The sequence below is a fragment of the Gymnodinialimonas sp. JB5-7 genome (assembly GCF_055693405.1).
Window position 1 is genome coordinate 2,396,850 of the sequence record NZ_JBVFUX010000012.1, and the last position, 21,885, is coordinate 2,418,734.

At 61.3% G+C, this 21,885-nt stretch carries 22 protein-coding genes and 2 pseudogenes; 16 read left to right on the top strand and 8 right to left on the bottom strand.

From position 1 onward, the window contains the following. Nucleotides 1-49 precede the first annotated feature (49 nt). The 4 genes and pseudogenes from ACZ1HK_RS20890 to ACZ1HK_RS20905 all read left to right on the top strand — a co-directional run. A complete protein-coding gene (locus tag ACZ1HK_RS20890) occupies nt 50-541 on the top strand; it encodes an EF-hand domain-containing protein (RefSeq protein WP_472630314.1) in 492 nt (163 codons plus the stop codon). 78 nt (nt 542-619) lie between these two features. Further along, complete coding sequence (locus ACZ1HK_RS20895; RefSeq protein WP_472630315.1) at nt 620-1,207, top strand: RNA polymerase sigma factor; 588 nt, start codon at nt 620-622, stop codon at nt 1,205-1,207. Next, nucleotides 1,197-1,565 (top strand): hypothetical protein, encoded by a 369-nt coding sequence (locus ACZ1HK_RS20900; RefSeq protein ID WP_472630316.1) that lies wholly within the window; start codon nt 1,197-1,199, stop codon nt 1,563-1,565. The genes ACZ1HK_RS20895 and ACZ1HK_RS20900 overlap by 11 nt, the downstream gene beginning before the upstream one ends. Before the next feature lie 132 nt (nt 1,566-1,697). Next, nucleotides 1,698-2,054 (top strand): annotated as a pseudogene (locus ACZ1HK_RS20905) (periplasmic heavy metal sensor); the annotation flags it as partial. Nucleotides 2,055-2,063: 9 nt separating this feature from the next. Here ACZ1HK_RS20905 and ACZ1HK_RS20910 read toward each other — a convergent pair. Then, a complete protein-coding gene (locus tag ACZ1HK_RS20910) occupies nt 2,064-3,455 on the bottom strand; it encodes a diguanylate cyclase domain-containing protein (RefSeq protein ID WP_472630317.1) in 1,392 nt (463 codons plus the stop codon). Nucleotides 3,456-3,571: 116 nt separating this feature from the next. On the opposite strand from ACZ1HK_RS20910, the gene ACZ1HK_RS20915 reads away from it, so the two are divergent. The 8 genes from ACZ1HK_RS20915 (at nt 3,572) to pcaG (ending at nt 10,791) form a co-directional block, all read left to right on the top strand. Further along, a complete protein-coding gene (locus tag ACZ1HK_RS20915) occupies nt 3,572-3,850 on the top strand; it encodes a DUF3572 domain-containing protein (protein WP_472630318.1) in 279 nt (92 codons plus the stop codon). A 3-nt stretch (nt 3,851-3,853) separates the two neighbouring features. Beyond that, a complete protein-coding gene (locus tag ACZ1HK_RS20920; RefSeq protein ID WP_472630319.1) occupies nt 3,854-4,555 on the top strand; it encodes an HAD family hydrolase in 702 nt (233 codons plus the stop codon). 90 nt (nt 4,556-4,645) lie between these two features. Next, entirely contained in the window at nt 4,646-6,208 is a 1,563-nt protein-coding gene (locus ACZ1HK_RS20925) for a trimethylamine methyltransferase family protein (protein ID WP_472630904.1), read from the top strand. A gap of 83 nt (nt 6,209-6,291) precedes the next feature. Further along, entirely contained in the window at nt 6,292-6,879 is a 588-nt protein-coding gene (locus ACZ1HK_RS20930) for a heme NO-binding domain-containing protein (protein ID WP_472630320.1), read from the top strand. A 35-nt stretch (nt 6,880-6,914) separates the two neighbouring features. Next, complete coding sequence (locus ACZ1HK_RS20935) at nt 6,915-7,916, top strand: diguanylate cyclase domain-containing protein (RefSeq protein ID WP_472630321.1); 1,002 nt, start codon at nt 6,915-6,917, stop codon at nt 7,914-7,916. 119 nt (nt 7,917-8,035) lie between these two features. Further along, on the top strand, nt 8,036-9,367 hold the full coding sequence (locus ACZ1HK_RS20940; protein ID WP_472630322.1) for an ABC1 kinase family protein: 1,332 nt from the start codon (nt 8,036-8,038) through the stop codon (nt 9,365-9,367). Nucleotides 9,368-9,442: 75 nt separating this feature from the next. Further along, on the top strand, nt 9,443-10,180 hold the full coding sequence (gene pcaH, locus ACZ1HK_RS20945; protein ID WP_472630323.1) for a protocatechuate 3,4-dioxygenase subunit beta: 738 nt from the start codon (nt 9,443-9,445) through the stop codon (nt 10,178-10,180). Continuing rightward, complete coding sequence (pcaG, locus tag ACZ1HK_RS20950; RefSeq protein WP_472630324.1) at nt 10,180-10,791, top strand: protocatechuate 3,4-dioxygenase subunit alpha; 612 nt, start codon at nt 10,180-10,182, stop codon at nt 10,789-10,791. Before pcaH ends, pcaG begins: the two co-directional genes overlap by 1 nt. A gap of 26 nt (nt 10,792-10,817) precedes the next feature. Here the strand turns inward: pcaG and ACZ1HK_RS20955 are convergent, their stop codons facing one another. From ACZ1HK_RS20955 to ACZ1HK_RS20970, 4 genes are all read right to left on the bottom strand, one after another. Beyond that, nucleotides 10,818-11,822 (bottom strand): 5-oxoprolinase subunit C family protein, encoded by a 1,005-nt coding sequence (locus ACZ1HK_RS20955; RefSeq protein WP_472630325.1) that lies wholly within the window; start codon nt 11,820-11,822, stop codon nt 10,818-10,820. Continuing rightward, nucleotides 11,819-12,502, bottom strand: a complete 684-nt coding sequence (locus ACZ1HK_RS20960) for a 5-oxoprolinase subunit B family protein (RefSeq protein WP_472630326.1) — start codon at nt 12,500-12,502, stop codon at nt 11,819-11,821. The genes ACZ1HK_RS20955 and ACZ1HK_RS20960 overlap by 4 nt, the downstream gene beginning before the upstream one ends. Continuing rightward, entirely contained in the window at nt 12,499-13,266 is a 768-nt protein-coding gene (locus ACZ1HK_RS20965; protein WP_472630327.1) for a LamB/YcsF family protein, read from the bottom strand. Before ACZ1HK_RS20965 ends, ACZ1HK_RS20960 begins: the two co-directional genes overlap by 4 nt. A 125-nt stretch (nt 13,267-13,391) precedes the next feature. Then, entirely contained in the window at nt 13,392-14,633 is a 1,242-nt protein-coding gene (locus ACZ1HK_RS20970; protein WP_472630328.1) for a urate hydroxylase PuuD, read from the bottom strand. A gap of 99 nt (nt 14,634-14,732) precedes the next feature. Here ACZ1HK_RS20970 and ACZ1HK_RS20975 point away from each other — a divergent pair. After that, nucleotides 14,733-15,672, top strand: a pseudogene (locus tag ACZ1HK_RS20975) (LysR family transcriptional regulator). On the opposite strand, the gene uraH reads toward ACZ1HK_RS20975, so the two are convergent. Further along, a complete protein-coding gene (uraH, locus tag ACZ1HK_RS20980; RefSeq protein ID WP_472630329.1) occupies nt 15,648-16,001 on the bottom strand; it encodes a hydroxyisourate hydrolase in 354 nt (117 codons plus the stop codon). The pseudogene ACZ1HK_RS20975 and the gene uraH sit on opposite strands and share 25 nt — an antisense overlap. Before the next feature lie 148 nt (nt 16,002-16,149). On the opposite strand from uraH, the gene puuE reads away from it, so the two are divergent. The 3 genes from puuE to ACZ1HK_RS20995 are packed head-to-tail and all read left to right on the top strand — an operon-like array spanning nt 16,150 to nt 19,537. Next, a complete protein-coding gene (puuE, locus tag ACZ1HK_RS20985; RefSeq protein ID WP_472630330.1) occupies nt 16,150-17,562 on the top strand; it encodes an allantoinase PuuE in 1,413 nt (470 codons plus the stop codon). Continuing rightward, the gene (locus tag ACZ1HK_RS20990; RefSeq protein ID WP_472630331.1) at nt 17,559-18,077 is read left to right on the top strand and encodes an ureidoglycolate lyase; all 519 of its coding nucleotides are present in this window, start codon (nt 17,559-17,561) and stop codon (nt 18,075-18,077) included. Before puuE ends, ACZ1HK_RS20990 begins: the two co-directional genes overlap by 4 nt. Nucleotides 18,078-18,100: 23 nt before the next feature. Continuing rightward, nucleotides 18,101-19,537, top strand: coding sequence for a uracil-xanthine permease family protein (locus ACZ1HK_RS20995; protein ID WP_472630332.1), 1,437 nt, complete (start codon nt 18,101-18,103; stop codon nt 19,535-19,537). An 84-nt stretch (nt 19,538-19,621) separates the two neighbouring features. Here ACZ1HK_RS20995 and bhcD read toward each other — a convergent pair whose 3' ends face one another. Beyond that, the gene (gene bhcD, locus ACZ1HK_RS21000) at nt 19,622-20,587 is read right to left on the bottom strand and encodes an iminosuccinate reductase BhcD (protein WP_472630333.1); all 966 of its coding nucleotides are present in this window, start codon (nt 20,585-20,587) and stop codon (nt 19,622-19,624) included. Between the two features lie 122 nt (nt 20,588-20,709). Then, a complete protein-coding gene (gene bhcC, locus ACZ1HK_RS21005; RefSeq protein ID WP_472630334.1) occupies nt 20,710-21,873 on the bottom strand; it encodes a 3-hydroxy-D-aspartate aldolase BhcC in 1,164 nt (387 codons plus the stop codon). Nucleotides 21,874-21,885 lie beyond the last annotated feature (12 nt).

A 21,885-nucleotide genomic window follows, 5' to 3' on the forward strand; every position in this document is an offset into this window, starting at 1 on the left:
TGTGGCCCGTGAGACCTATCAGACAGGCACGAAACAAAGGAGAATTCGCATGTCGATGATGAAAGCAGGCCTCTTGGCTCTGATGATCCCCGCTGCCCTGACAGCGCCCGCCTTCGCACAAGAAGCGGGTGGTGAGCCGCCGCGCATGATCTTTGAAGAGCTTGATGCCGATGGCAACGGGGCCGTGACGCTGGAAGAGCTCCAAGCCGCAGGCGAAGCACGGTTTGCCCGCGCCGACACCGATGGCGATGGGGCGTTGAGCCGGGATGAGCTGATCGCGCGCGGTGAGGCACGGGTTGAGGCCCGGGTCGACCGCATGCTGGAGCGTTTGGACGCCGATGGCGACGGCCAGCTGAGCGAGGCCGAGATGGAAGAGGCACGTGAAGGCCGTGGCCATCGCCATGGTCGCGGTGGACCCAGCCCCGAGCGCATCTTTGAGCGTCTGGATGCGGACGGCGATGGCTCCGTGACCGAAGCGGAGTTCGACGAAGGTGTTGCGCGGTTCCTGGAGCGTATGGGCCGCCGTTTCGGCAACAACTGAGGCAGGACCAATCGGGCGGGGGCGGTCGTTCAGGTCCGCCCCCTCCCCAAGTCACGCGGGGCAGGGTAGACAGGGTGTATGACGGGGCAAGACGGCTCAGATCTGGACGCAATGGACGATGGTGCATTGATGGTGCTGTTCGCCAATGGCGATCCGGGTGCGGCGCGGCTGTTGACCGAGCGCCTCTTGCCGCGCGCGTTTCGCCATGCGGCGCGTGTTCTGGGGGACCGGGCCGAGGCCGAGGATCTGGCGCAGGAAGCGATGTTGCGCCTGTGGAAGGCGGCGGCGGATTGGCGCGCGGACGGCAGTGCAAAGCCTGGCACCTGGCTGCACAAAGTGGTTGCGAACCTCGCGATTGACCGGCTGAGACGGTCGGGCCGCTCGGTCGAGTTGGGGGACGATGATTTCGCCGATGCCACGCCAGGCGTGGAGGCGCAGATGCAGGAGGGTGATCGCATGAGTGCGCTGGACAGCGCCCTGCGCACCTTGCCAGAGCGCCAGCGGCAGGCGGTTGTTTTGCGGCACATTGATGGGTTGTCGAACCCTGAGATTGCCGAGGTTTTGGAGATTGGCGTCGAAGCAGTGGAAAGCTTGACGGCACGGGGAAAACGGGCGTTGAAGACAGCGCTGGAAGGTCAGAAGGAGGCCTTGGGTTATGGCACGTGAACCAGATACCGATGCGGCGCTGGAGGCGCTTTTTTCCGACGCTCAGGCAGATGCGCCGGGTGACGCGCTGATGGCGCGGGTGCTGGCCGATGCGCAAGCGGTGCAGGAAGATCAGGCGCGACCGGTGGCGGCCCCCGTCCCGCGCGCCGGTTGGCTGGCGCGGTTTGCCGATGCCTTGGGCGGATGGGGGGCGGTTGGTGGCGTGACAGCCGCAGGCCTTATGGGCCTTTCCATCGGGCTTTATTCCCCAACGGCAGTGACGGATCTGGTCGGGGCAGAGACGCTGGGGCTTGAGGCCGTGTCCTACGACATTACCCCGGATATGGGTGCGCTGTGGCTGGAGGCGGATGATGTCTGAACAAACACCCACACCTGCACGGACCGGACGTGGGCTGAAGATTGCCCTGGCGCTGTCACTGGCGTTGAACCTTGCTGTGGCCGGGTTGGTGGGCGGTGCCGTTTTGGGTGTGCGCAATCAGGGCGGGAGTCGGGATCGGGTGGTCCGGCGCTCAGGACGTTGGGATTGGGGCCGTTTGCGCTGGCGCTTCCTCGGGAAGACCGCGAGGAATTGCGGGCGCGGATTGGCGAGCAAGGCACACCCGTGCGCGACGAACGACGTGCGATTGGGCAGGCGTTGCGCGAGGTTCAGGCGGCTTTGCTGGCCGACCCGTTCGACCGCGCCGCCGCCGAGGCGGCCTTTGAGCGGTCCCGCGCGCGTGTCATCGGGTTGCAGGAGCTTGGGCACGGGGCCCTGCTGGATCAGATTGAGACAATGAGCGTTGATGAACGGGCTGATCTGGCCGAAAGCCTGAACCGCGTGATGCGGCGCTTTGGAGGGCGGCGCTAGGCCAACAAATCAGGCGGCCGTGTCGGAGATCACGCGGACCTGATTGCGGCCTTGAGATTTGGCGCGGTAGAGCGCCGTATCTGCATCATGGATGAGCATCTCAGGCGTTGAAAACCCACTGTGTTCAGCGGGGTAAGTCAGCCCGACACTCGCGGTGACGTGCACTGGCGGCCCGTTGGCGTCGATGTCGAAGGCAGCTTCACCGATCGATCGGCAAAGCCGTTCGGCACATTCGACCGCGTTGGGTTGATTGATGGGTGACAGGCCGATCAGGAACTCTTCCCCGCCGATGCGGGCCAGCAGATCGTCATTGCGCAGTTGCGCGCGCAGGCGCGACGCAACCTGTTTCAGGATCGCGTCACCGGCCGCGTGTCCGTACGTGTCGTTCACCTGTTTGAAATGATCGAGGTCCAGCATCATCACGGCCGGGCCCGGACCCGGCCGCGACATCATCAATTCCAGTTGCGGAAGGGCGAAACGCCGGTTGTGCAGCCCCGTCAGCGGATCATAGACCGCGGCCTGAAGGCCCGCCCGGACGCCTGCGCGCATGCGATCGGATTGCCGTTTGCGATCCAGCTGCGCGGAAATCCGGATTGCCAGTTCCTTTGCGTCGAACGGATCATGCAGGACGTCATTGGCCCCAAGGTCAAGCGCGATGGCCGCGCGCTCCGTATCGCCTTCGGGCAGGATCATTATGGTTGCCGCATGGCGCGTGCCGGCGCGCGACCGCAGGTCGGACAGCAGACGCAACCCTTCGTTGCGCTGACCAAGATCAACGGAGACAACAAAGACGTCGGTGGACCGCCCCGTCTCGGAACTGGCCTCGGTCAACGCGGCTTCGCGCGGGATGATGGAGACTGTGCCGCCGAGGCGGTCTTCGATGGCGGCTTTCCACAAAACCGCGCCGCGCGGGCCGGGAGCGACAAGCGCAACTTTTCCGGGTGCAGCCTTGGCGCTGAAACCGGCGGCAGATTCCGCAAAGCCGAACGCCGCGACCGTATCGTTGCCCCCCTGCATCTCACGCACCGCATCGCTGGCCCGCAAAAGGGAGCGGACGCGCGCAAGAAGAGTGACTTCTTCTACAGGTTTGGTCAGGAAGTCGTCGGCGCCAGCCTCCAACCCCTCCATCTTGGCATCATGGTCGCTGAGGGCCGTGATCAGTACGACCGGAATGCCCGAGGTCGCGGGGTCGGCCTTGAGGGCACGGCACACATCAACGCCGCTCATATCCGGCATCATAATATCAAGCAAAATCAGGTCTGGTTTGGTCTCCCGGGCAACGCGCAACGCCTCCAACCCATTTTCAGCCTGTTCAACCGAATAGCAGGCAGCCGCCAGCTTGACCTTCATGACGATGCGATTGGTCGCAACATCATCAACGATCAGAATTCGCCCGGCCATGGCTACCTCTCACTCTACCGTTCTTACTGGGCAGGCGCATGCCGTCCCTGTATCACTGCCGCAAACCTGACCTGCAAAGGTTAACAAACCCTTTAAAGTGAAATGAGTCGAAAAGAATGCAGCAAGAAATTGCCGAGACGCAGGCCCTGACCGTTTTGGCGTGGTTAACCGGGGACGAAGACCTGTTGCCGCTGTTCATGGGCGCGACAGGAACCGGTGAGGATGACATCCGTGCCAGGGCCGGGGAGCCTGAGTTCCTCGCCTCTGTCCTCGACTTTCTTCTGATGGATGATCAGTGGATCCTGAAAGCCGCAGAAGGCACTGACATTCCAGCAGAAAACTTTCAGATGATCCGAGCTGGACTACCCGGTGGCGCTGTGCCGGACTGGACCTGACCCATGTCCAAAATCGCGGGAATCCTGTTCGACAAAGACGGTGTGCTGTTCGATTTCCAGAAAACCTGGGGCACTTGGGCGGCAGGCATGATCACGGATATTGCAGATGGCGATGGGCGTCTGGCAGGGCGTTTGGCCGATGCTTTGGATTTCGATTTGCAGACGCAGGCGTTCCGCCCTGACAGCTTTGTGATTGCTGGAACGGCGCAGCAGGTTGCTGATGCGCTGGCCGCTGAACTGCCGGAATGGGAGCCGTCGGCCCTGTTCACCCATCTCAAGGATGAAACGGCCCGCGCCCGGCAGGTTGAGGCGGTCCCGCTCAAGCCAACACTTGCAGGGTTGAAAGGCCGTGGCTTGCGCCTTGGGGTGGCCACCAACGACACCGAAGATGCCGCGAAGGCCAATATCGCCAGTGTCGGCGCTTTGGATGTGTTCGATTTCGTGGCAGGATCCGACAGCGGATTTGGCGCAAAGCCAGAGCCAGGGATGCTACTGGGCTTTGCCGAGGCCATGGATCTGCACCCCGGCACCTTGGTCATGGTGGGCGACAGCACGCACGACATGCACGCGGCGAAAGCGGCGGGCTTTACGCGGGTGGCCGTTCTGACAGGCGTCGCGACTGCGGCTGATCTGGCCCCACATTCCGATGTGGTGTTGCCGAACATTGGCGCCTTGGCGGACTGGCTGGACAGCAGGCCGGGCTAAATACGACGCGCAGCCGTCGCATTCCGTCCATACAGGGCCTCGTTGGTTGGGGATGATACGGTTGAACAGACCGAAAGTCAGCGTGTCCCCATGAACGAAGCCTCACCTTCCCCCCGACGTCGCAGAGCCGGAGGCCGCGCCGCAGGGGTTGCCCGTGCGGCGGCCCATGTCATTGATCAGACGCCGTGGCGCGTGCCGGTCAACAATGACCGCCCCACGGAGCCGCTGGATGAAGACGGCGTCCGTGCGATCCACAATGGCGCCATGCGCATCCTGTCGGAGCTTGGGATCGAATTCCTGAACGATGAGGCGATTGGCCATCTGAAAGAGGCCGGCTGCAAGGTTGAAGGGCAGACGGTTTTCTTTGAGCGCGATTTTGTAGAAGAAATGGTCGCCAAGGCACCTGAGACTTTCACGATCACCCCGCGAAATCCGGACCGGACCCTGACCATGGGCGGCAAGCATATGGTGTTCGGCAATGTCTCCAGCCCGCCCAATGCATGGGATATGGAACGCGGCAAACGCCCGGGCGACATGGAAAGCTATGTCGAGTTCATCAAGCTGACGCAGTATTTCAACTGCATCCATTTCGCGGGGGGTTATCCGGTTGAACCGATTGATGTGCATGCCTCGGTCCGCCACCTCGATTGCCTTTTTGAGAAGCTGACGCTGACTGACAAGGTGGCCCATGCCTATTCGCTGGGGGCCGAGCGCGTCGACGATGTGATGGAGATGGTGCGCATTGCCGGTGGCCTGACGCATGAGGAGTTCGACGCCACGCCGCGCATGTACACCAATATCAACTCCGTCAGCCCGCTGAAGCACGATTTCCCGATGCTGGACGGCGCGATGCGGTTGGCGCGGCGCGGGCAGCCGGTGGTTGTGACGCCCTTCACGCTGGCGGGTGCGATGGCGCCGGTGACACTGTCCGGGGCTGTGGCGCTGAGTATTGCCGAGGGGTTGGCCGCGATTGCGCTGTTGCAGTGGATTGCACCCGGTTGCCCGGTGGCGATTGGAACGTTCACCTCGAACGTCGACATGAAATCGGGCGCGCCTGCGTTCGGGACACCGGAATATATGCGCGCGACGCAGATGACGGGCCAGATGGCGCGGTTCTACAAGCTGCCGATGCGCGCAAGCGGGGTTTGCGCGGCCAATGTGCCAGACGGGCAGGCGATGTGGGAGACCGCGAATTCGCTTTGGTCCGCGGTGCAATCGGGGGCCAACATGGTCTACCACGCCGCCGGATGGCTGGAGGGTGGGTTGATCGCCAGCCCCGAAAAGTTCGTGATGGATTGCGAGTTGCTGCAACAAATTCAGCGCTATTTCGAGCCGATGCTTCTGGGCACTGAGGAAGAGGACATCGCCTTTGATGCCATCCGCGAGGTTGGCCCAGGCGGGCATTACTTTGGCTGTCAGCACACGCAGGACCGCTATCAGGAGGCGTTTTACGGCCCGTTCCTGTCGGATTGGCGGAATTTTGAGGCGTGGCGGTTGGATGGCGCGGTCTGGACGGCGGAGCGGGCGCACAAGACCTACAAGGACATCCTCGGAGAGTTCGAGGCACCGCCGATGGATATCGCGATCCGCGAGGAGCTGGCGGATTTTGTGGCCCGCCGCAAGTCCGAGGGCGGGGCACCAACAGATTTCTGATTGTTGCCGCTGCAAAGGGTTTCTTTACCTCTGGCCACTAGCATCCCGTGGAGCAGTGGTACCAACAAGAGGCAACCCGCCCGATGCATGGCATGATCAACCGCGCGTTCCAGGGGTTTTTGGTGGATACCTATGGGCGCGATACATGGGATGAAGTGCGCAGTGTCGCGCAGCTCAGATTCCCCGATTTCGAAGCAATGCTGCGCTATGAAGACAAGGTGACCCTGGATTGCTTCAAGGCGGCGACCGATGTGCTGCACAAACATCCCAATGCGTTGCTCGAAGACCTTGGCACCTTCCTGATCACACATGAACCCTATGCGCCGTTAAAGCGCCTGTTGCGGTTTGGTGGATCAACCCTGTCGGAATTCATCCTGTCGCTGGATGAATTGGCCGATCGTGGGCGCATGGCGATGCCGGACATCGAGATGCCGGAAATCGAAGTCACACAAGGCGCCGAAGCCTCGTTTCGCATCAAGGCGGAATGGGCGCTGCCCGGGGTCGGGCCGATCCTGTTGGGCGCGCTTCGGGCGATGGCGGACGATTATGGTGCATTGGCCACGCTAAGCCTGGATGGCTTCGACGGTGCAAGGGAATGCATCCGGATCGACGTGTTCGACATGGCTCATTCCGAAGGCAATGCCTTCGTTTTGGGGGAGATGCCTGCATGAACATTCAAGTGCCAAAGCCTCAACCGGGCATTTTGATGCCGAAGCCTGTCATGGACGCATTGCTGCCGATGCACGTTGTGGTCGACACAGGCGGTGCAATCACGCAAACCGGGCCGACATTTGCGAAGATGGCGGGCCAGCAAGAGGTCGTTGGCCGCCCCATGATGGAAGTATTCTCCATCCGCCGCCCCAGCGGGATAAAGACCTTTGATGCGTTGATGCAAAATGCCGACCAACGGTTGAGCTTGTGTTTGCAACAGGCCGAGCATTTGCCGTTTCGGGGCGTGATCCTTCCGCTGCCCGATGAAGGCGGCGCGGTTTTGAACCTGTCTTTCGGATTGTCCTTTGCCCGCGCGGTCGCGGACTTTTCGCTGACGCTCTCAGATTTCGCTGCGACCGATCAGACCATCGAATTGCTGTATCTGAACGAGGCCAAGGCCTCGACCACACGGTTGTCCGAGCATCTGACCAAACGGCTGCAAGATGCCAATGCGGTCGCGCACGAACAGGCGCGGACTGATGTTTTGACGGGCCTGTCGAACCGCCGCGCAATGGACGACGAACTTGAGCATTTGATGTCGTGTCGGGGCCAGAGCTTCACTTTGATGCATCTCGATCTGGACCTGTTCAAACAGGTCAACGACACGCACGGGCACGCGGCAGGCGACGCCGTCCTGGTGGAGATCGGCCGCATTCTGGACTACGAGCTGCGGCGCAATGACTTTCCCGCGCGGATCGGGGGCGACGAATTCTTGATCGCGCTGCGTCCGGCGCAAAGCGACGCGATCGTGTCCCGCATCGCCAAACGCCTGATCGCGCGTATCGAAGAACCGATCAATCTCGGTGAGTTCACGGTCCAGATTTCGGCCAGCATCGGAATTGCATCGACCTCTGCCTACGCAAAGCGGCCCTCGGTCGAGCAATTGATGAACGATGTCGATGAGGCCCTTTATGAGGCTAAACGCAATGGACGCGGGCGGCACAGCATCTTCAAGCCCAATGCAGAGAACGCCGTCGCGCCTTTGGACGACAGGTGAGATAATACGTGGCGATTGGCCCGCACCGCGTTCAGACATCGCTTATCGCAGACCTGTTCGTCCCCCGGTGACGCGCTAGGTGCACTTCCAACGGAGTTGATCCAAAGAACGGCAAGCGCATGTCTGACACCGCAAACAGCCAGGGGCTGCGCCCGCGGGCCGTCCCCACCGGACGCGTTGCGCGGTTTGCACGGATGGGTGGCCTCGCCACAGGGCTTGCAGGACAAGCCGCTGTGGCGCGCGCCCGCGCCGCAGTGACCGGGACGCGCCCGGACATGGCGTCGGCGCTGATGACGCCCAGAAACCTCACCCGCATCACGGATCGCCTATCGGAAATGCGCGGCGCGGCCATGAAGCTTGGCCAGCTTCTTTCGATGGAGACCGGAGACGTTCTTCCCCCGGAGCTGGCGGGCATTCTCGCGCGCCTGCGCGCCGAAGGCGACGCGATGACGCCCAAGCAATTGAAAACTGTTCTGGAGGCCGCCTATGGCACGCATTTCAGGCAATATTTCAAAAGCTTCTCCGCCGCTCCGCTCGCCGCCGCCTCCATCGGGCAGGTGCACCGCGCCGTTGCGCAAGACGGCATGCGGCTGGCGCTCAAGCTGCAATATCCGGGTGTGAAAGATGCCATCGATAGCGACCTCGACAATGCGGCGAGCCTGATCCGATGGTCCGGGATGTGGCCCAAGGAACTCGACCTTGCCCCACTGATCACAGAGGCGCGAAAACAACTGCACGAGGAGGCCGACTATGCACGTGAGGGCCGCTACCTCGCGCAATTTGGCGCGCTCTTGGCCGACGATGCGCGCTTCGCCGTGCCGACCTTCCGCGAAGATCTGTCCACCGATGTCGCGCTGGCCATGTCCTTTGAGGACGCCGCCCCCATCGAAACCCTGGCGGAGGCAAACCCTGCGGATCGTGACACTGCCATGGCCGCGTTGATCGAGTTGTGCTTGCGGGAGTTGTTTGACCTGCGCGTCATGCAAACCGACCCAAATTTCGCCAATTACCGCTGGCGCGCATCGACGGGGCAGATTGTCTTGCTGGATTTTGGGGCGACCCGCGACATTCCTGATGACCTGGCCGAGGTGCATCTGACCTTGCTGAAAGCGGGGTGGGGCGGACAGCGGAGCGATGTTCTTGCCGCGCTTGAAGGCATTGGCTTTGTGAAGCCAGGGCTGAGCGTGCCTCAACGCGATGCCATCCTCGATATGGCAGAGCTTGGGTTTTCGGCAATGCGCCGCGCCGAGCCCTTTGATTTCGGTGTAACGGATCTGGCCAACGAGTTGCGCCAAAAAGGCCAGGCCATCGGTCAAGATCGTGAGCTTTGGCACATTCCACCCGCCGACACCCTGTTTTTACAGAGAAAAATTGGTGGCCTTTACCTTCTGGCAACGCGCCTTGGGGCGCGGGTTGATTTGCACCACATGCTCAAACGATGGGCTGAGTGAGCCCGCCACCCTTGCGCGACACCGTGATCTGGGTTCGATTGTCTCGGTGTATGGGAGACATGAGGGAGACCCCGAATGGCCAGCGACCTACCCGAGGGCGGTTACCTTCCGCGCGACCGCGCGTGGCAGCCCGATGCGCTGACACCGCCCTACAAGACCAGCGTCGCGCGTAGCCCGCAGGCCCCACTGATCTCCTTTCCGTCGAGCCTTGGCGAAGAAACCTCGCCGGTCTTTCCAGACGGCATTCTGGGGCCGCTGGACAATGACCTGATCCTGAATTTCGCACAGCCCGGCGAAAGTGCGATTGGCCCGCGTATCATCGTGCATGGGCGCGTTCTGGATGAAACCGGCCGACCGGTGCCGAATGCATTGGTGGAGTGCTGGCAGGCCAATGCGGGCGGTCGGTACCGTCACAAGAACGAGGGGTATATCGCGCCGCTTGATCCGAACTTTGGCGGGTGCGGGCGCACGATTACCGCTGAAGATGGGTCTTACGAATTTCGCACCGTCATGCCTGGGCCTTATCCCTGGCCCAACGGCCCGAACACGTGGCGGCCCGCCCATATCCATTTTTCGCTGTTTGGCCATGGGTTTGCGCAACGGTTGATCACACAGATGTATTTTGAGGGGGATCCTTTGATCCCGCTTTGCGCGATTGTCGGCGCGCTGAAAAGCCAAGCCGCAGTGGACGCTTTGACCGCCCCGCTCGACATGGACCGCACAGTTCCCATGGACGCACGGGCGTACCGCTTCGACATGGTCCTGCGCGGGCGCAGGCAAACCTATTTTGAGAACCGTTCGGAGGGGTTGTGATGAATCGTTCCGGTACGCTCAAGGAAAGCCCCAGCCAGACGGCGGGACCGTATGTGCACATCGGCTGCACCCCCAATTTTGCGGGGCTGGCGATGTACGGCAGCGATCTGGGGGCGGTAATGAAAACCGGCCCGGTTCAGGGGCAGGAGATTACCCTCAAAGGCACCGTTTACGATGGCGACGCTGCGGCGCTGAAGGATGCAATGGTTGAGATTTGGCAGGCCGATGCGGCAGGCCTGTTCAATTCCGCAAACGAGACACGGGGGCAGGCAGATCCGAATTTCACCGGTTGGGGACGATCGGCATGCAATATGGAAACGGGTGAATTCGTGTTCGACACGATCAAGCCGGGTTGCGTTCCGTTCCCCGACGGGCGGCTGCAGGCCCCCCATATCAGCGTTTGGATCGTTGCGCGCGGGATCAACGTTGGATTGCAGACGCGCCTTTACTTCGATGATGAGGCCGATGCGAATGCGACCGACCCGCTATTGACCCAAATCGCAGATAAAGGCCGGGTTCCAACCTTGGTTGCAAAAACCGAGGGGGACGGCGCGTATCGCTTCGACATCCATCTGCAAGGGCCGCAAGAGACCATCTTTCTGGACATCTGAGCGTTCAAACCGATTGCGCGCGATCTCTAATCCTCGGCAACGGCCCCGCTGATCAGATTGGCCTGCTGCAAGCGTTGTTCCAGTGAAAGACGCGGCGCGGCGAGGGCTTCCAGTGCATGGGCGCGCGCATGGGAAGCGTCGCTGGCGATGGTGATTGCCTCTTCGACTTCAACAGCCTTGAAATTCAGCTGGTCGCCTGATCTGGCCTGCGCGATCCGATCCGTGTCGGCGCCGATTAACGTGGCGATCTTGGGATAGCCGCCGGTGGTCTGATGGTCCGCCAGCAAAAGGGTTGGAACACCGTCACCGGCCACCTGTATGGACCCGCGCACAATGGGTTCAGACGGAATCGACAGCGCGTTGCCAAGCCGCAGCGCAGGTCCGTCCAGGCGCATGCCCATCCGGTTATAGGCATCCGTGACCCGATAGGGGCTGCAAAGGGTGTCGGTGGCGCCGTGCGCAAACAGATGGTCTTGCGGGCCGATGACGAGGCGCCCGATAGGCAGCGGCCGTGCGACCTCCGGCACATCGTAGGTCCCCACCCGGCCCGGGCGCGTGGTGGCATCAGTGATCGTGATGATGTCGCCGGTGCGTATTGTGCCGCCGCCCAATCCCGACAGGGTATGGGTCGCCTTGGAGGATAACCATGTCGGGGCCGCTATTTCGCCAGCAAATGCGAGGTAACACCAACTGCCCCACGCCCCGCCACTGACGCTGAGCCGTGTGCCCGGCGCGAGGGTGTGGACCGCCCATCCTTCGCTGATCACTCCGTCCAACCCGGTACGAAACGACCCGCCCGCGATGGCGACCGAAACCTCGCCTTCGACGCATTCCAGTACCAGACCGCCCAGGGAAATTTCGATGCAGGCCGGGTCGGGCAGATTGCCAAGCATGGTATTCGCCGCCGCGTGGGCGAAGCGATCCATCGGGCCGGAGGCCGGTACACCGTAGCGCATCAGACCCGGACGGCCCGCGTCCTGGTACGACACAAGCGGGCCCGCGCTGATCACTTTGAGGCGCGCGGTCGTCATGGGGTCTGCAAATGCGATGGCAAGGCCGTCCGCCCGACCGGCGTGTAACGGACCGTATCGCCGACATTGAAGCGGAAGCTCGTCTCACCCGTCGTTTGCATCACCTCGAACGGGGAGCGGCCGATGATCGACCAACCGGTTGGCATGGTCAGCGATGTGACAATGCTTTGTGGCCCTGCCATCAAGATGCTGCCTTTGGGAACATCCGGTTTCGGGGTCTTCTTGCGGGGAACGTGAAGGGCTTTCGGCACGCCGGTCAGATAGGCATAGCCGGGCGCGAAGCCATACATCGCGACCTTCAGGTTCACGGCAACAAGCTCCGCGACCACGTCATCGACCGATCTTTTGCAGGCCGTTGCGACGTGACGCAGGTCGGGTGTCAACTCTGTGTCGAAACAGACCGGAACGTCATGGTGTGTGGTTTGACTACCTGTGGCTTCGGGCAGCGGAAGCAGCGCCTGAACGGCGGCTTTGATCGCGCCGTGGTCCACCACAACCGGATCAAACACGACAAGCAGGTTCACAAGGGCCGGGACCGTCTCGCGCACACCTTGGATCTCCGCTCGGGCGATGGCGTGGTCGAGCGTGATGACCAATTGATTCAGGACATCATCTTCCCGCGGGCCGAATTCGACAAGAAGGGCGCTGTCCCCCACAGGTTTGAAGACAGGAGCGATCATGACGCGGACAGGAACCCTGCGATTGTGATCCCCGCATCCTCCAGCTTTGACCGGATCGCCTGTGCCATGCCCACGGCATGGGGGCTGTCGCCGTGCACACAGATCGAGTGTGCGTCCAACGGGATCGGGTCGCCGTCGATCACGGGCATCAGGCCGGTGTCCAGCATTTTCAGCAGGCGGTTTGCGGCCTCCTCGGCATCTTCGATCATGGCACCCGATTGACCGCGCGGGACCAATTGGCCGGAGGCGAGATAGCCCCGATCCGCGAAGATCTCGGAGAACACGCGCACGCCTGCCGCTTTCGCCTGAACCTCGACCCGGGTGCCTGAAATTGCCAGAAGCGCAAGATCGGGAAACGCGGTTTTGGTCGCCGCAACAACGGCGCGGGCGACCGCATCGTCGCGCGCGGCAAGGTTCGCCAAGGCCCCGTGGGGTTTGATGTAGGACACCGACGTTCCCGCCAGTCTGGCCATCGCCTGAAGCGCGCCGACCTGCGCCGTGATCATGCGCCCGATCTCGTCCGGCTCCATTGGAATAACCCGGCGTCCAAAGCCTTCACGATCAGTGTAGCCGGGATGCGCGCCAACGCTGACGCCGTTGGCTTGGGCTGCGACGAGGGTTTTGAACATCGTTTCCGGGTCGCTAGCATGGCCGCCGCACGCGATGTTGGCGCTTGTGACGATCGAAAGCATCGCCGCGTCATCGCCCATGGGCCAAGAGCCAAAGCCTTCGCCAAGGTCCGAGTTCAGGTCGATCTGCTTCACCGGTCCGCTCCGTTGTGATGCCTGCCGTCGCGCGAGACGGTCGATACCCCGGTGATATAAGACGTGGCTCGGTATGCAAGGAAAGCTGTCGACACAGCGCGGAAAGGCGTTCCAATCGCGCGGCGTCAGTTGGAGGTTTGCGTCACATCCCGGTACCACGCCACCAGCGTCGCGCGGCTTTCAGCATCCATGGTGGAAATTGCATTGGGCGGCGGCATCGCATGGCTGAGGCCAGCGTGATAGTAGATCTGCTCTGCATGCCGCGCGATGTCGCCATCCGTTTCCAGATAGACGCCACGCGGGGCCCATAGCAGGCCCGGCCAAACCGGGTCGCGTGCATGGCACATGGAGCAATTGCCCATCACGATGCTGGCGGCGTCGGCAAAGTGGTTGGACGCGGTGAAGCGCTCCTCATAAGGGGTGAGGGTGCGGGCATTGGCCTCCTCCCATGTCTCGGTGTCTGTGGCCGTCGAGAGCCAGGCAATTGCAATCATCAGCAGTACGGTCACACCCCAAGTCCAGTGCGGGCCTTTGCCTGTGGCATGCATCGTGTTGAAATAGTGCCGGATGGTCACGCCGGTCAGAAAGATCAGCGAGGCGATGATCCACGAATACTCGGTGGCAAAGGCCAGCGGGTAGTGGTTGGACAGCATCAGGAAGACAACCGGAAGCGTCAGGTAGTTGTTGTGGGTCGACCGGACCTTAGCAATCTTGCCATACTTGGCGTCGGGTGTGCGGCCCGCCTTCAGGTCATCCACGACGATGCGCTGGTTTGGCATGATCTGGAAGAAGACGTTGGCTGTCATGATGGTGGCCGTGAACGCACCCAGATGCAGCAGGGCCGCGCGACCAGTGAACACCTGATGATAGCCCCACGACATCACGACGAGGATCACGAATAGCAGGAGCATCAGAATCGTTGGATGGTCGGCCAGCTTTGATTTGCACATCTGATCATAGAGCAGCCAGCCGACGGTCAGCGATGCGCCTGAAATCAGGATGCCCTGAAACAGCGTCAGGTCTGCCCTTGTCGGGTCCAGCAAATACAACTCGCCGCTGACCCAATAGATGATCATCAGCAGGGCGGCCCCCGACAGCCAGGTCGCGTAACTTTGCCATTTGTGCCAGGTCAGATGCTCTGGCATCCGGGCCGGTGCGACCATGTATTTGACGGTGTGGTAAAAGCCTCCGCCGTGCACTTCCCATTCTTCGCCATGGGCGCCTTCGGGCAGGGCCTCATTGGGCTTCAGCATCAGATCGAGTGCTATGAAATAGAACGAGGCGCCGATCCACGCCATCGCCGTGACGACGTGAAGCCACCGGACCGAAAAGGCGATCCAATCCCAGATTACGAGCAAATCGAACATGCTCTTCCTCTCTATGGTCGAACGTCTGGACAGACTAGGCGAATGTGCACTTTTCCGGTATCCTGGGCAAAAGCCAAGCAGCATCAAAAAAGCAGAATAATGTCTTACCTCGACAATATCCGCACCTTCGTCCGTGTGTATGAGCTTGGCAGCATGTCCGCTGCAGGCCGTGACCTACGGATTTCGCCCGCGGTGACGTCCTCGCGGATTTCGCAGTTGGAGGAGCATCTGAGCGTCCGGTTGTTTCAGCGGACAACGCGCAGCTTGACGCCGACCGAACAGGGCAAGGCGTTCTACAATGGCGCGAAAGAGGTGCTGGAGTCGGTGGAAAACGCCGAGGCGCAGGTCGTCAATATAACCGAAAACCCCAAAGGTTCGCTTTATGTCGCTGCTCCGCTTGGGGTAGGGCGCCGCCTGATCGCACCGTTGGTGCCGGAATTCCTGAAAGCATATCCCGAAGTCAGGTTGCGTCTAAGGCTGACGGACCGGAAAGTTGATCTGACGACCGAAGGTCTGGATCTGGCTTTTTTCTGGGCCAACCCGAGGACAGCAACCTTCGCATCCGCAAGATCGCGGATGTGGAGCGTGTGCTGTGCGCGTCGCCCGATTACATTGCGACCCATGGTCATCCGACATCCGGGGATGACCTTTTGGGGGCAAGCACGAATGCCTGAACCTGCGGTTCCCGGGCGCGTCAGAATTCCAATGGCGATTGATGACACCGACCGGCGCAAAGCGGTTTCGTGTCGACGGGCGCTACGAGTCAGACGATGGCGATGTGCTGACAGACTGGGCGCTTGGCGGGCATGGGATTGCGATGAAGCCCGTCTTCGAAGTGGCCGATCACCTGAAGGCAAAGCGTCTGATCGCGGTCGCGCGGCAAACGCCGCCGGAGCCGATCCAGATGGCCTGCCTGTTCACCCACCGCCGCATGCAAGACCCCAAGACGCGCCTGTTCATGGAGTTCGTGATAGACCGTGTCAGTGCAACCATTCAGGCGGCCGAGCGGGCGGCTCAACTCCCGCGATATGTCGAATAACTGAACGGCGAAAGCAGGAGCGGCACGTGATAGTGTGCGGCTTCCGACATCCCGAAGCGGATTGGAATGACGTCTAGGAAGCGTGGAGTTTCCGGCGGTGTGCCGGAGGCATCGAGATACGCACCGGCGTGAAAGACCAGCTCATACTCGCCAATCTGGAAATCGGACGCGGGCAAGATCTGCTCACCGGTGCGGCCATCATCGTTGGTTTTCAACGTCTTGAGGAGCGTGCGCGCTTCACCTTCGATCCGGTAGAGGTCGATTTGCAGGCCCTCAGCCGGGCAGCCGCGTGCGGTATCAAGGACATGGGTTGTCAGATAGCCAGTCATCGCAGGCTCCTTTCATTGGTTGTACGTCTATAGCCGTGGTGATGGGATGGTCGCAAAGGACGATGGACAGAAGGCTGTATAAAGAATTTTTTGAAAAACAAATCCATTGCCTTGATCTATTAATCATTAACTCTGGAAGGAAACCGCCTTGAACCGTTACCCCCGTGATATGTCAGGATACGGCGCAACGCCTCCGGCTGCGAATTGGCCGAATGGGGCGAAGATCGCGGTTCAGTTCGTCCTGAACTACGAAGAAGGCGGCGAGAACTGCATTCTGCATGGCGATGCCGCGTCCGAGGCATTTTTGTCCGAGATCACCGGTGCGCAGCCCTCGCCCGGTCAACGGCATTGGAACATGGAGTCGATCTACGAATACGGCGCGCGCGCCGGGTTCTGGCGGGTGCATCGCATTCTGGGTGATGTGCCGGTCACAGTCTACGGCGTGGCCACCGCGCTCGCCCGCGCACCAGAACAGGTTGCCGCCATGAAGGCGTCAGGGTGGGAGATCGCCAGCCACGGCCTGAAATGGGTGGAGCATAAGGATATGTCCGCCGATGAAGAACGCGCGCAGATCCGCGAGGCCATCCGTCTGCACACAGACGTCACCGGCGCGCCACCACGCGGCTGGTATACGGGCCGCTGTTCGATGAATACCGTCGATCTGGCCGCGGAAGAAGGCGATCTGGCCTATATCGCCGACAGCTACGCCGATGATTTGCCCTATTGGGTGAAAGCCGGGGGCAAGGATCAGCTGATCGTGCCCTACACGATGGATTGCAATGATATGCGGTTCTCCATCCAGGCGGGATTCACGACTGGCGCCGATTTTGAGCAGATGCTGCGTGATGCCTTCGATGTGCTTTATGCCGAAGGGGAGGCAGGTGCGCCCAAGATGTTATCCATCGGCCTGCATTGTCGCCTGATCGGTCGCCCCAGTCGGGCCGCCGCGCTGCAACGCGCGCTGACTTATATGCAAAGCCGTGACGGCGTCTGGTTCGCCACCCGCGAACAGATTGCCGATCACTGGATGAAGGAACATCCAGTTGATCATGGGCTTCGCCCCTCGCAGATGGACCTCGACACATTCGTCGCCGAATTTGGCGGGATATTCGAGCACTCGCCGTGGATTGCCGAAGGCGCCCATGGCCTTGAACTGGGTCCGATGCACGACAGTGCAGCGGGCGTGCACAACGCGTTGGCGCGTGTGTTCCGCAGTGCAACTGAAGAGCAACGTTTGGGTGTGCTGACGGCGCATCCCGATCTGGCGGGCAAGCTGGCGGCCGCCGGCAAGCTGACCGCTGAATCGACCGCCGAGCAGGCAGGCGCGGGCCTTGACCTTCTGACCGATGATGAACGCGCGACGTTCCAGCGCCTTAACGCTGACTATGTCGAACGGCACGGCTTTCCGTTCATCATCGCGGTCAAGGACAACACCAAGGCGTCCATTCTTGAAGCATTCCAGAACCGGATCGCCAATGATCGCGGCACCGAATTTGCCGAGGCCTGCAAGCAAGTCGAACGAATTGCTGAGCTGCGTTTGCAGGAGAAACTGGGGCAATGACCCAGCGCCTGACCGCCATGCCCCTGACATCCGATGCGTTTTGTGCGTTCGGGGATGTATTGGAGGCGACAGGAACAGCCGACAAGATCATCAATCAAGGCCTGTGCGGGCGCTTCCATGATCGCGCGCAGCTCGATTTCGGCCCGGACGGACGCGCCGGGATCAGCGTCTTCCAAAGTGAGATCGTGACCTGGCCCATAAAGGTGGGTCTCGTGGAGCGTCACCCCGAAGGCTCCCAAGCCTTCATCTGCATGAGCGCGCATCCATTCTTGGTCTTCGTGGCCGAAGACTATAACGGCACGCCCGCGAACCCGCGCGCCTTCGTGGCAGCATCGGGGCAGGGCATCAACTTTCACCGCAACACCTGGCACGGGGTTCTCACACCCCTTCACGCGCCGGGTCTTTTTGCGGTCATCGACAGGATCGGCACCACGCCGAACCTGGAAGAACACCGGTTCGACACCCCGTATCTTGTCGAGCCGGGACAAAAATGCATCAGCGCGGGGCTGGTCTAGGGCTTTCTTGGGAGGGACAAAGAATGGCCGATACATCCATCGGAACGCCGGAGCAGCTCCGCGATCCAAATTATACACCGCCGCTTTACAAGGCGATCCCATTGGGCATCCAGCACGTGCTGGCCATGTTCGTGTCGAACGTTACACCCGCGATCATTGTGGCCGGTGCGGCAGGCTTTGGGTTTGGGTCGAACAGCCCCGATTTCCCGCAGCTTCTGTACCTCATCCAGATGTCGATGCTGTTTGCTGGCTTGGCGACGCTGCTGCAGACCGTCTCCATCGGCCCGATTGGGGCGAAACTGCCCATCGTGCAGGGCACGTCTTTTGCCTTCCTGCCGATCATGATCCCGCTGGTGGCGGGGCAGGGCGTTGATGCACTGGCGGCTTTGTTCACCGGTGTGATCGTCGGCGGCATCTTCCACGGCTTCCTGGGCCTCTTCATCGGCAAGATCCGCTTTGCGATTCCGCCGCTGGTCACGGGACTTATCGTGACGATGATCGGTTTGGCGCTTGTGAAAGTCGGCATCCAGTACGCCGCCGGCGGCGTGCCGGCCATCGGGACCGAGGAATATGGCTCGCTTGGCAATTGGATCGTCGCGCTGATCGTGGTCTTCGTGACGCTGGCGCTGAAATTCTTCGCCCGCGGCATGCTTTCGATCTCTGCCGTGCTGATCGGCCTGATGGTCGGCTACTTCTACTGCCTGTTCTTCACCGACATGCTGTCGTTTGAGGCGATTGCGACCTCCTGGGATCGGGCCGCTGCGTTCGCGCTGCCACGTCCATTCGCCTATGGGTTCGAATTCTCGGTCGCAGCGATCCTGGGCTTCTGCCTGATGTCCTTCGTCTCTGCCGTTGAAACTGTGGGTGACGTCTCGGGCATCACCAAGGGCGGGGCCGGTCGTGAAGCAACCGATGAGGAAATCCGCGGCGCGACGTTCGCTGACGGTTTCGGTACCGCGATTGCCGGCTTCTTCGGTGGCTTCCCCAACACTTCGTTCTCCCAGAACGTGGGCCTGATCGCGATGACCAGCGTGATGAGCCGCCATGTCGTGACCTGCGGGGCGATCTTCCTGATCATCTGTGGCCTGATCCCCAAAGTGGGCGGCCTGATCCGCACGATCCCGATTGAGGTTCTGGGCGGCGGCGTAATCGTCATGTTCGGCATGGTCGTGGCCGCAGGTATCTCCATGCTGTCGGACGTGAACTGGAACCGCCGCAACATGGTGATCTTTGCGGTCGCTTTGTCGGTGGGTCTCGGCCTGCAGCTAGAGCCCGGCGCTGTGCAATATCTGCCGGACTCGATCCGGGTGCTGATGGTCTCGGGCCTTCTGCCGGCTGCGTTCATCGCGATTGTACTGAACCTGGTTCTGCCGGAAGAACTGTCCGGTGAGGCGACCGAGGAAGTCTCGGGCGGGCTTGCGGGCCATGGCTCGGGCAGCTTGCCTGGCAAAGACAGCTAAGGGTCGTATTTACAAATGAAAGGGCGCGCCATGTCCTCATGCCGCGCCCCTTTTTATTGGGTCAAAGACTGGTCAGAGAGGCGGTTAGAAATCGACCTCGATTGCAACGCCCTGCTCAACAGCCAGATCGACGACGGCGGCGGCCACGGCCAGGTCTTGCAGGCCAACCCCGGTTCCGTCGAAAAGCGTGATCTCTTCTGCCGAAGACCGCCCCGGATGCGCGCCGTTGATGACTGCGCCCACCTGATGCACGTCAGCCTCGGCAATTAGACCTTCGGCCACCGCGTGTTGCGCTTCCCCGATGGAGATGGACTGCGCCACTTCATCCGTAAACACGGTCGCGCGAGCCAGCAGCGCCGCCTCAACCTCCTGCTTGCCCTTGGTGTCGGTGCCCATGCAGGCGATGTGGGTGCCGGGGCTGACATGATCGGACATCAAGGACGGTGCAAAGGCAGAGGTGATTGAGATAATGACATCGGCCTCAGCCATACCCGGCAAATCCACGGCCTCAAACGGCAAGCCTGCCTCAGCCGCTACCTTCTCGATATTCGGCAGCATTTCGGGGTGGTAATTCCAGCCGATCACCTTCTCGAACGATCGCTGTTCCAATGCGGCGCGCAACTGGAAGGTGGCTTGATGCCCTGCCCCGATCATGCCGATCACCTTGGCGTCTGCGCGCGCCAGATGCTTGATCGACACCGAAGACGCCGCCGCCGTCCGCAAGGCCGTCAACAGGTTGCCGCCCACCATGGCCTTTGCCTTGCCGGTATCGGGGTCGAACAGAAACACGGTGGACTGGTGGTTGATTAGGTTGCGTTTGTCGAGGTTGTTGGGCCAGTACCCACCGGCCTTCAGACCCAGGGTCAGGCCGGCGCGGTCAAACCCGCCCTTGAACCCGTACAGAGCGTCTTCATGGCCAATCGCCTCACGCACGACGGGGAAATTATAGGCATCGCCCGCCGCCATGGCGGCGAAGACCTTTTCGACCGCGTCAAACGCAGCCTCTCGGGTCATCAGGTTGGCGATTTCGCGCTCGGGAACGATCAGCATAACGGTCTCCGGGGCGACGGCTGCCCGTGGCCCGCTCTTTCATCTTGCCAGTAGAATTCTCAGGGGAGTGTGGGGAGCAGAATGCCCCCACACAGGATCGGATTGCAAAAGGCAATTCGAACTCAGTAGGCCTTGCCGCGGGCCGAAACGGGCCAGAGCGTTTCCACCTTGCCGCCGCGTACGCCAACATACCAATCGTGCACGTTGCAAGTCGGGTCACAATGGCCAGGCACAAGGCGCAGCTTGTCGTTCACCTTCAAAGCGCCGCCTTCGTCCATGACCACGCCATGCTCGTCCGAGCACTTCACGTACTCGACGTCATCGCGCCCGTAGATCGTGGGCAGGCCGGAATCCACGGATTGCGCCTTCAGGCCCGCATCCACGATGGCCTTGTTGGCCTTTGCGTGGGACATCACGGTGGTCAGGATGAACAGCGCGTTCTCCCACTCGCCCTCGTCAATGCGTTTGCCGTCCTTGTCGAGGATGCGCCCGTAATCGGCATCCATGAACGCGTAGGACCCACACTGAAGCTCGTTGAACACGCCCGAATTGCTCTCGAAATAGTAGGATCCGGTGCCGCCGCCGCCGACGATATCGCACTCCAGACCCACGGCCTTGAGGCCCGCAATGGCGTCTTTCACCATGTCGATGGCGATCTGGGTCTTGCCCATCCGCTCTTCATAGCTGTCGAGGTGCTGCATCGCGCCCTGATAGGCCTGGATGCCCGCAAATTTCAGCCCTTCGGCCGCGTCGATCATCTTGGCGATCTCCACGACTGCCTCGGTGGTGGTCACGCCGCACCGGCCCGCGCCACAGTCGATCTCAACCAGTGCCTCGATCTGGGTGCCGTGACGCACGGCTGCCGCCGACAAATCCGCCACGTTAGCAGGATCATCGACACAGCACAGAACGCGCGCGCCGAACTTGGGCATACGGGCGAGACGGTCGATCTTGGCCGGGTCCGTCACCTGGTTGGAGACCATGACATCCTTGATGCCGCCGCGCGCAAAGACCTCGGCCTCTGACACCTTCTGGCAACACACACCACAGGCGCCGCCAAGCTGTTCCTGCAGCTTCGCCACATCAACCGACTTGTGCATCTTGCCGTGGACCCGGTGGCGCATGCCGTGGGATCTGGCGTAGTCGCCCATCTTCTTGATGTTGCGCTCCAGCGCGTCGAGGTCCAGCACAAGGCAGGGCGTCTGGATGTCTGCCTCGTCCATGCCGGGCAGGGCGGGGACATCAAAACCAACTTCCAGCTCTTCGAAATTTACTTGCTTGTTCATTTCCGATCTCCC

Excerpts from the sequence above, each read along its gene's own strand:
- ACZ1HK_RS20890 (WP_472630314.1), top strand. The coding sequence starts at position 50 with ATGTCGATGATGAAAGCAGGCCTCTTGGCTCTGATGATCCCCGCTGCC.
- ACZ1HK_RS20895 (WP_472630315.1), top strand. The coding sequence starts at position 620 with ATGACGGGGCAAGACGGCTCAGATCTGGACGCAATGGACGATGGTGCA.
- ACZ1HK_RS20900 (WP_472630316.1), top strand. The coding sequence starts at position 1,197 with ATGGCACGTGAACCAGATACCGATGCGGCGCTGGAGGCGCTTTTTTCC.
- ACZ1HK_RS20910 (WP_472630317.1), bottom strand. The coding sequence starts at position 3,455 with ATGGCCGGGCGAATTCTGATCGTTGATGATGTTGCGACCAATCGCATC.
- ACZ1HK_RS20915 (WP_472630318.1), top strand. The coding sequence starts at position 3,572 with ATGCAGCAAGAAATTGCCGAGACGCAGGCCCTGACCGTTTTGGCGTGG.
- ACZ1HK_RS20920 (WP_472630319.1), top strand. The coding sequence starts at position 3,854 with ATGTCCAAAATCGCGGGAATCCTGTTCGACAAAGACGGTGTGCTGTTC.
- ACZ1HK_RS20925 (WP_472630904.1), top strand. The coding sequence starts at position 4,646 with ATGAACGAAGCCTCACCTTCCCCCCGACGTCGCAGAGCCGGAGGCCGC.
- ACZ1HK_RS20930 (WP_472630320.1), top strand. The coding sequence starts at position 6,292 with ATGCATGGCATGATCAACCGCGCGTTCCAGGGGTTTTTGGTGGATACC.
- ACZ1HK_RS20935 (WP_472630321.1), top strand. The coding sequence starts at position 6,915 with ATGCCGAAGCCTGTCATGGACGCATTGCTGCCGATGCACGTTGTGGTC.
- ACZ1HK_RS20940 (WP_472630322.1), top strand. The coding sequence starts at position 8,036 with ATGTCTGACACCGCAAACAGCCAGGGGCTGCGCCCGCGGGCCGTCCCC.
- pcaH (WP_472630323.1), top strand. The coding sequence starts at position 9,443 with ATGGCCAGCGACCTACCCGAGGGCGGTTACCTTCCGCGCGACCGCGCG.
- pcaG (WP_472630324.1), top strand. The coding sequence starts at position 10,180 with ATGAATCGTTCCGGTACGCTCAAGGAAAGCCCCAGCCAGACGGCGGGA.
- ACZ1HK_RS20955 (WP_472630325.1), bottom strand. The coding sequence starts at position 11,822 with ATGACGACCGCGCGCCTCAAAGTGATCAGCGCGGGCCCGCTTGTGTCG.
- ACZ1HK_RS20960 (WP_472630326.1), bottom strand. The coding sequence starts at position 12,502 with ATGATCGCTCCTGTCTTCAAACCTGTGGGGGACAGCGCCCTTCTTGTC.
- ACZ1HK_RS20970 (WP_472630328.1), bottom strand. The coding sequence starts at position 14,633 with ATGTTCGATTTGCTCGTAATCTGGGATTGGATCGCCTTTTCGGTCCGG.
- uraH (WP_472630329.1), bottom strand. The coding sequence starts at position 16,001 with ATGACTGGCTATCTGACAACCCATGTCCTTGATACCGCACGCGGCTGC.
- ACZ1HK_RS20990 (WP_472630331.1), top strand. The coding sequence starts at position 17,559 with ATGACCCAGCGCCTGACCGCCATGCCCCTGACATCCGATGCGTTTTGT.
- ACZ1HK_RS20995 (WP_472630332.1), top strand. The coding sequence starts at position 18,101 with ATGGCCGATACATCCATCGGAACGCCGGAGCAGCTCCGCGATCCAAAT.
- bhcD (WP_472630333.1), bottom strand. The coding sequence starts at position 20,587 with ATGCTGATCGTTCCCGAGCGCGAAATCGCCAACCTGATGACCCGAGAG.
- bhcC (WP_472630334.1), bottom strand. The coding sequence starts at position 21,873 with ATGAACAAGCAAGTAAATTTCGAAGAGCTGGAAGTTGGTTTTGATGTC.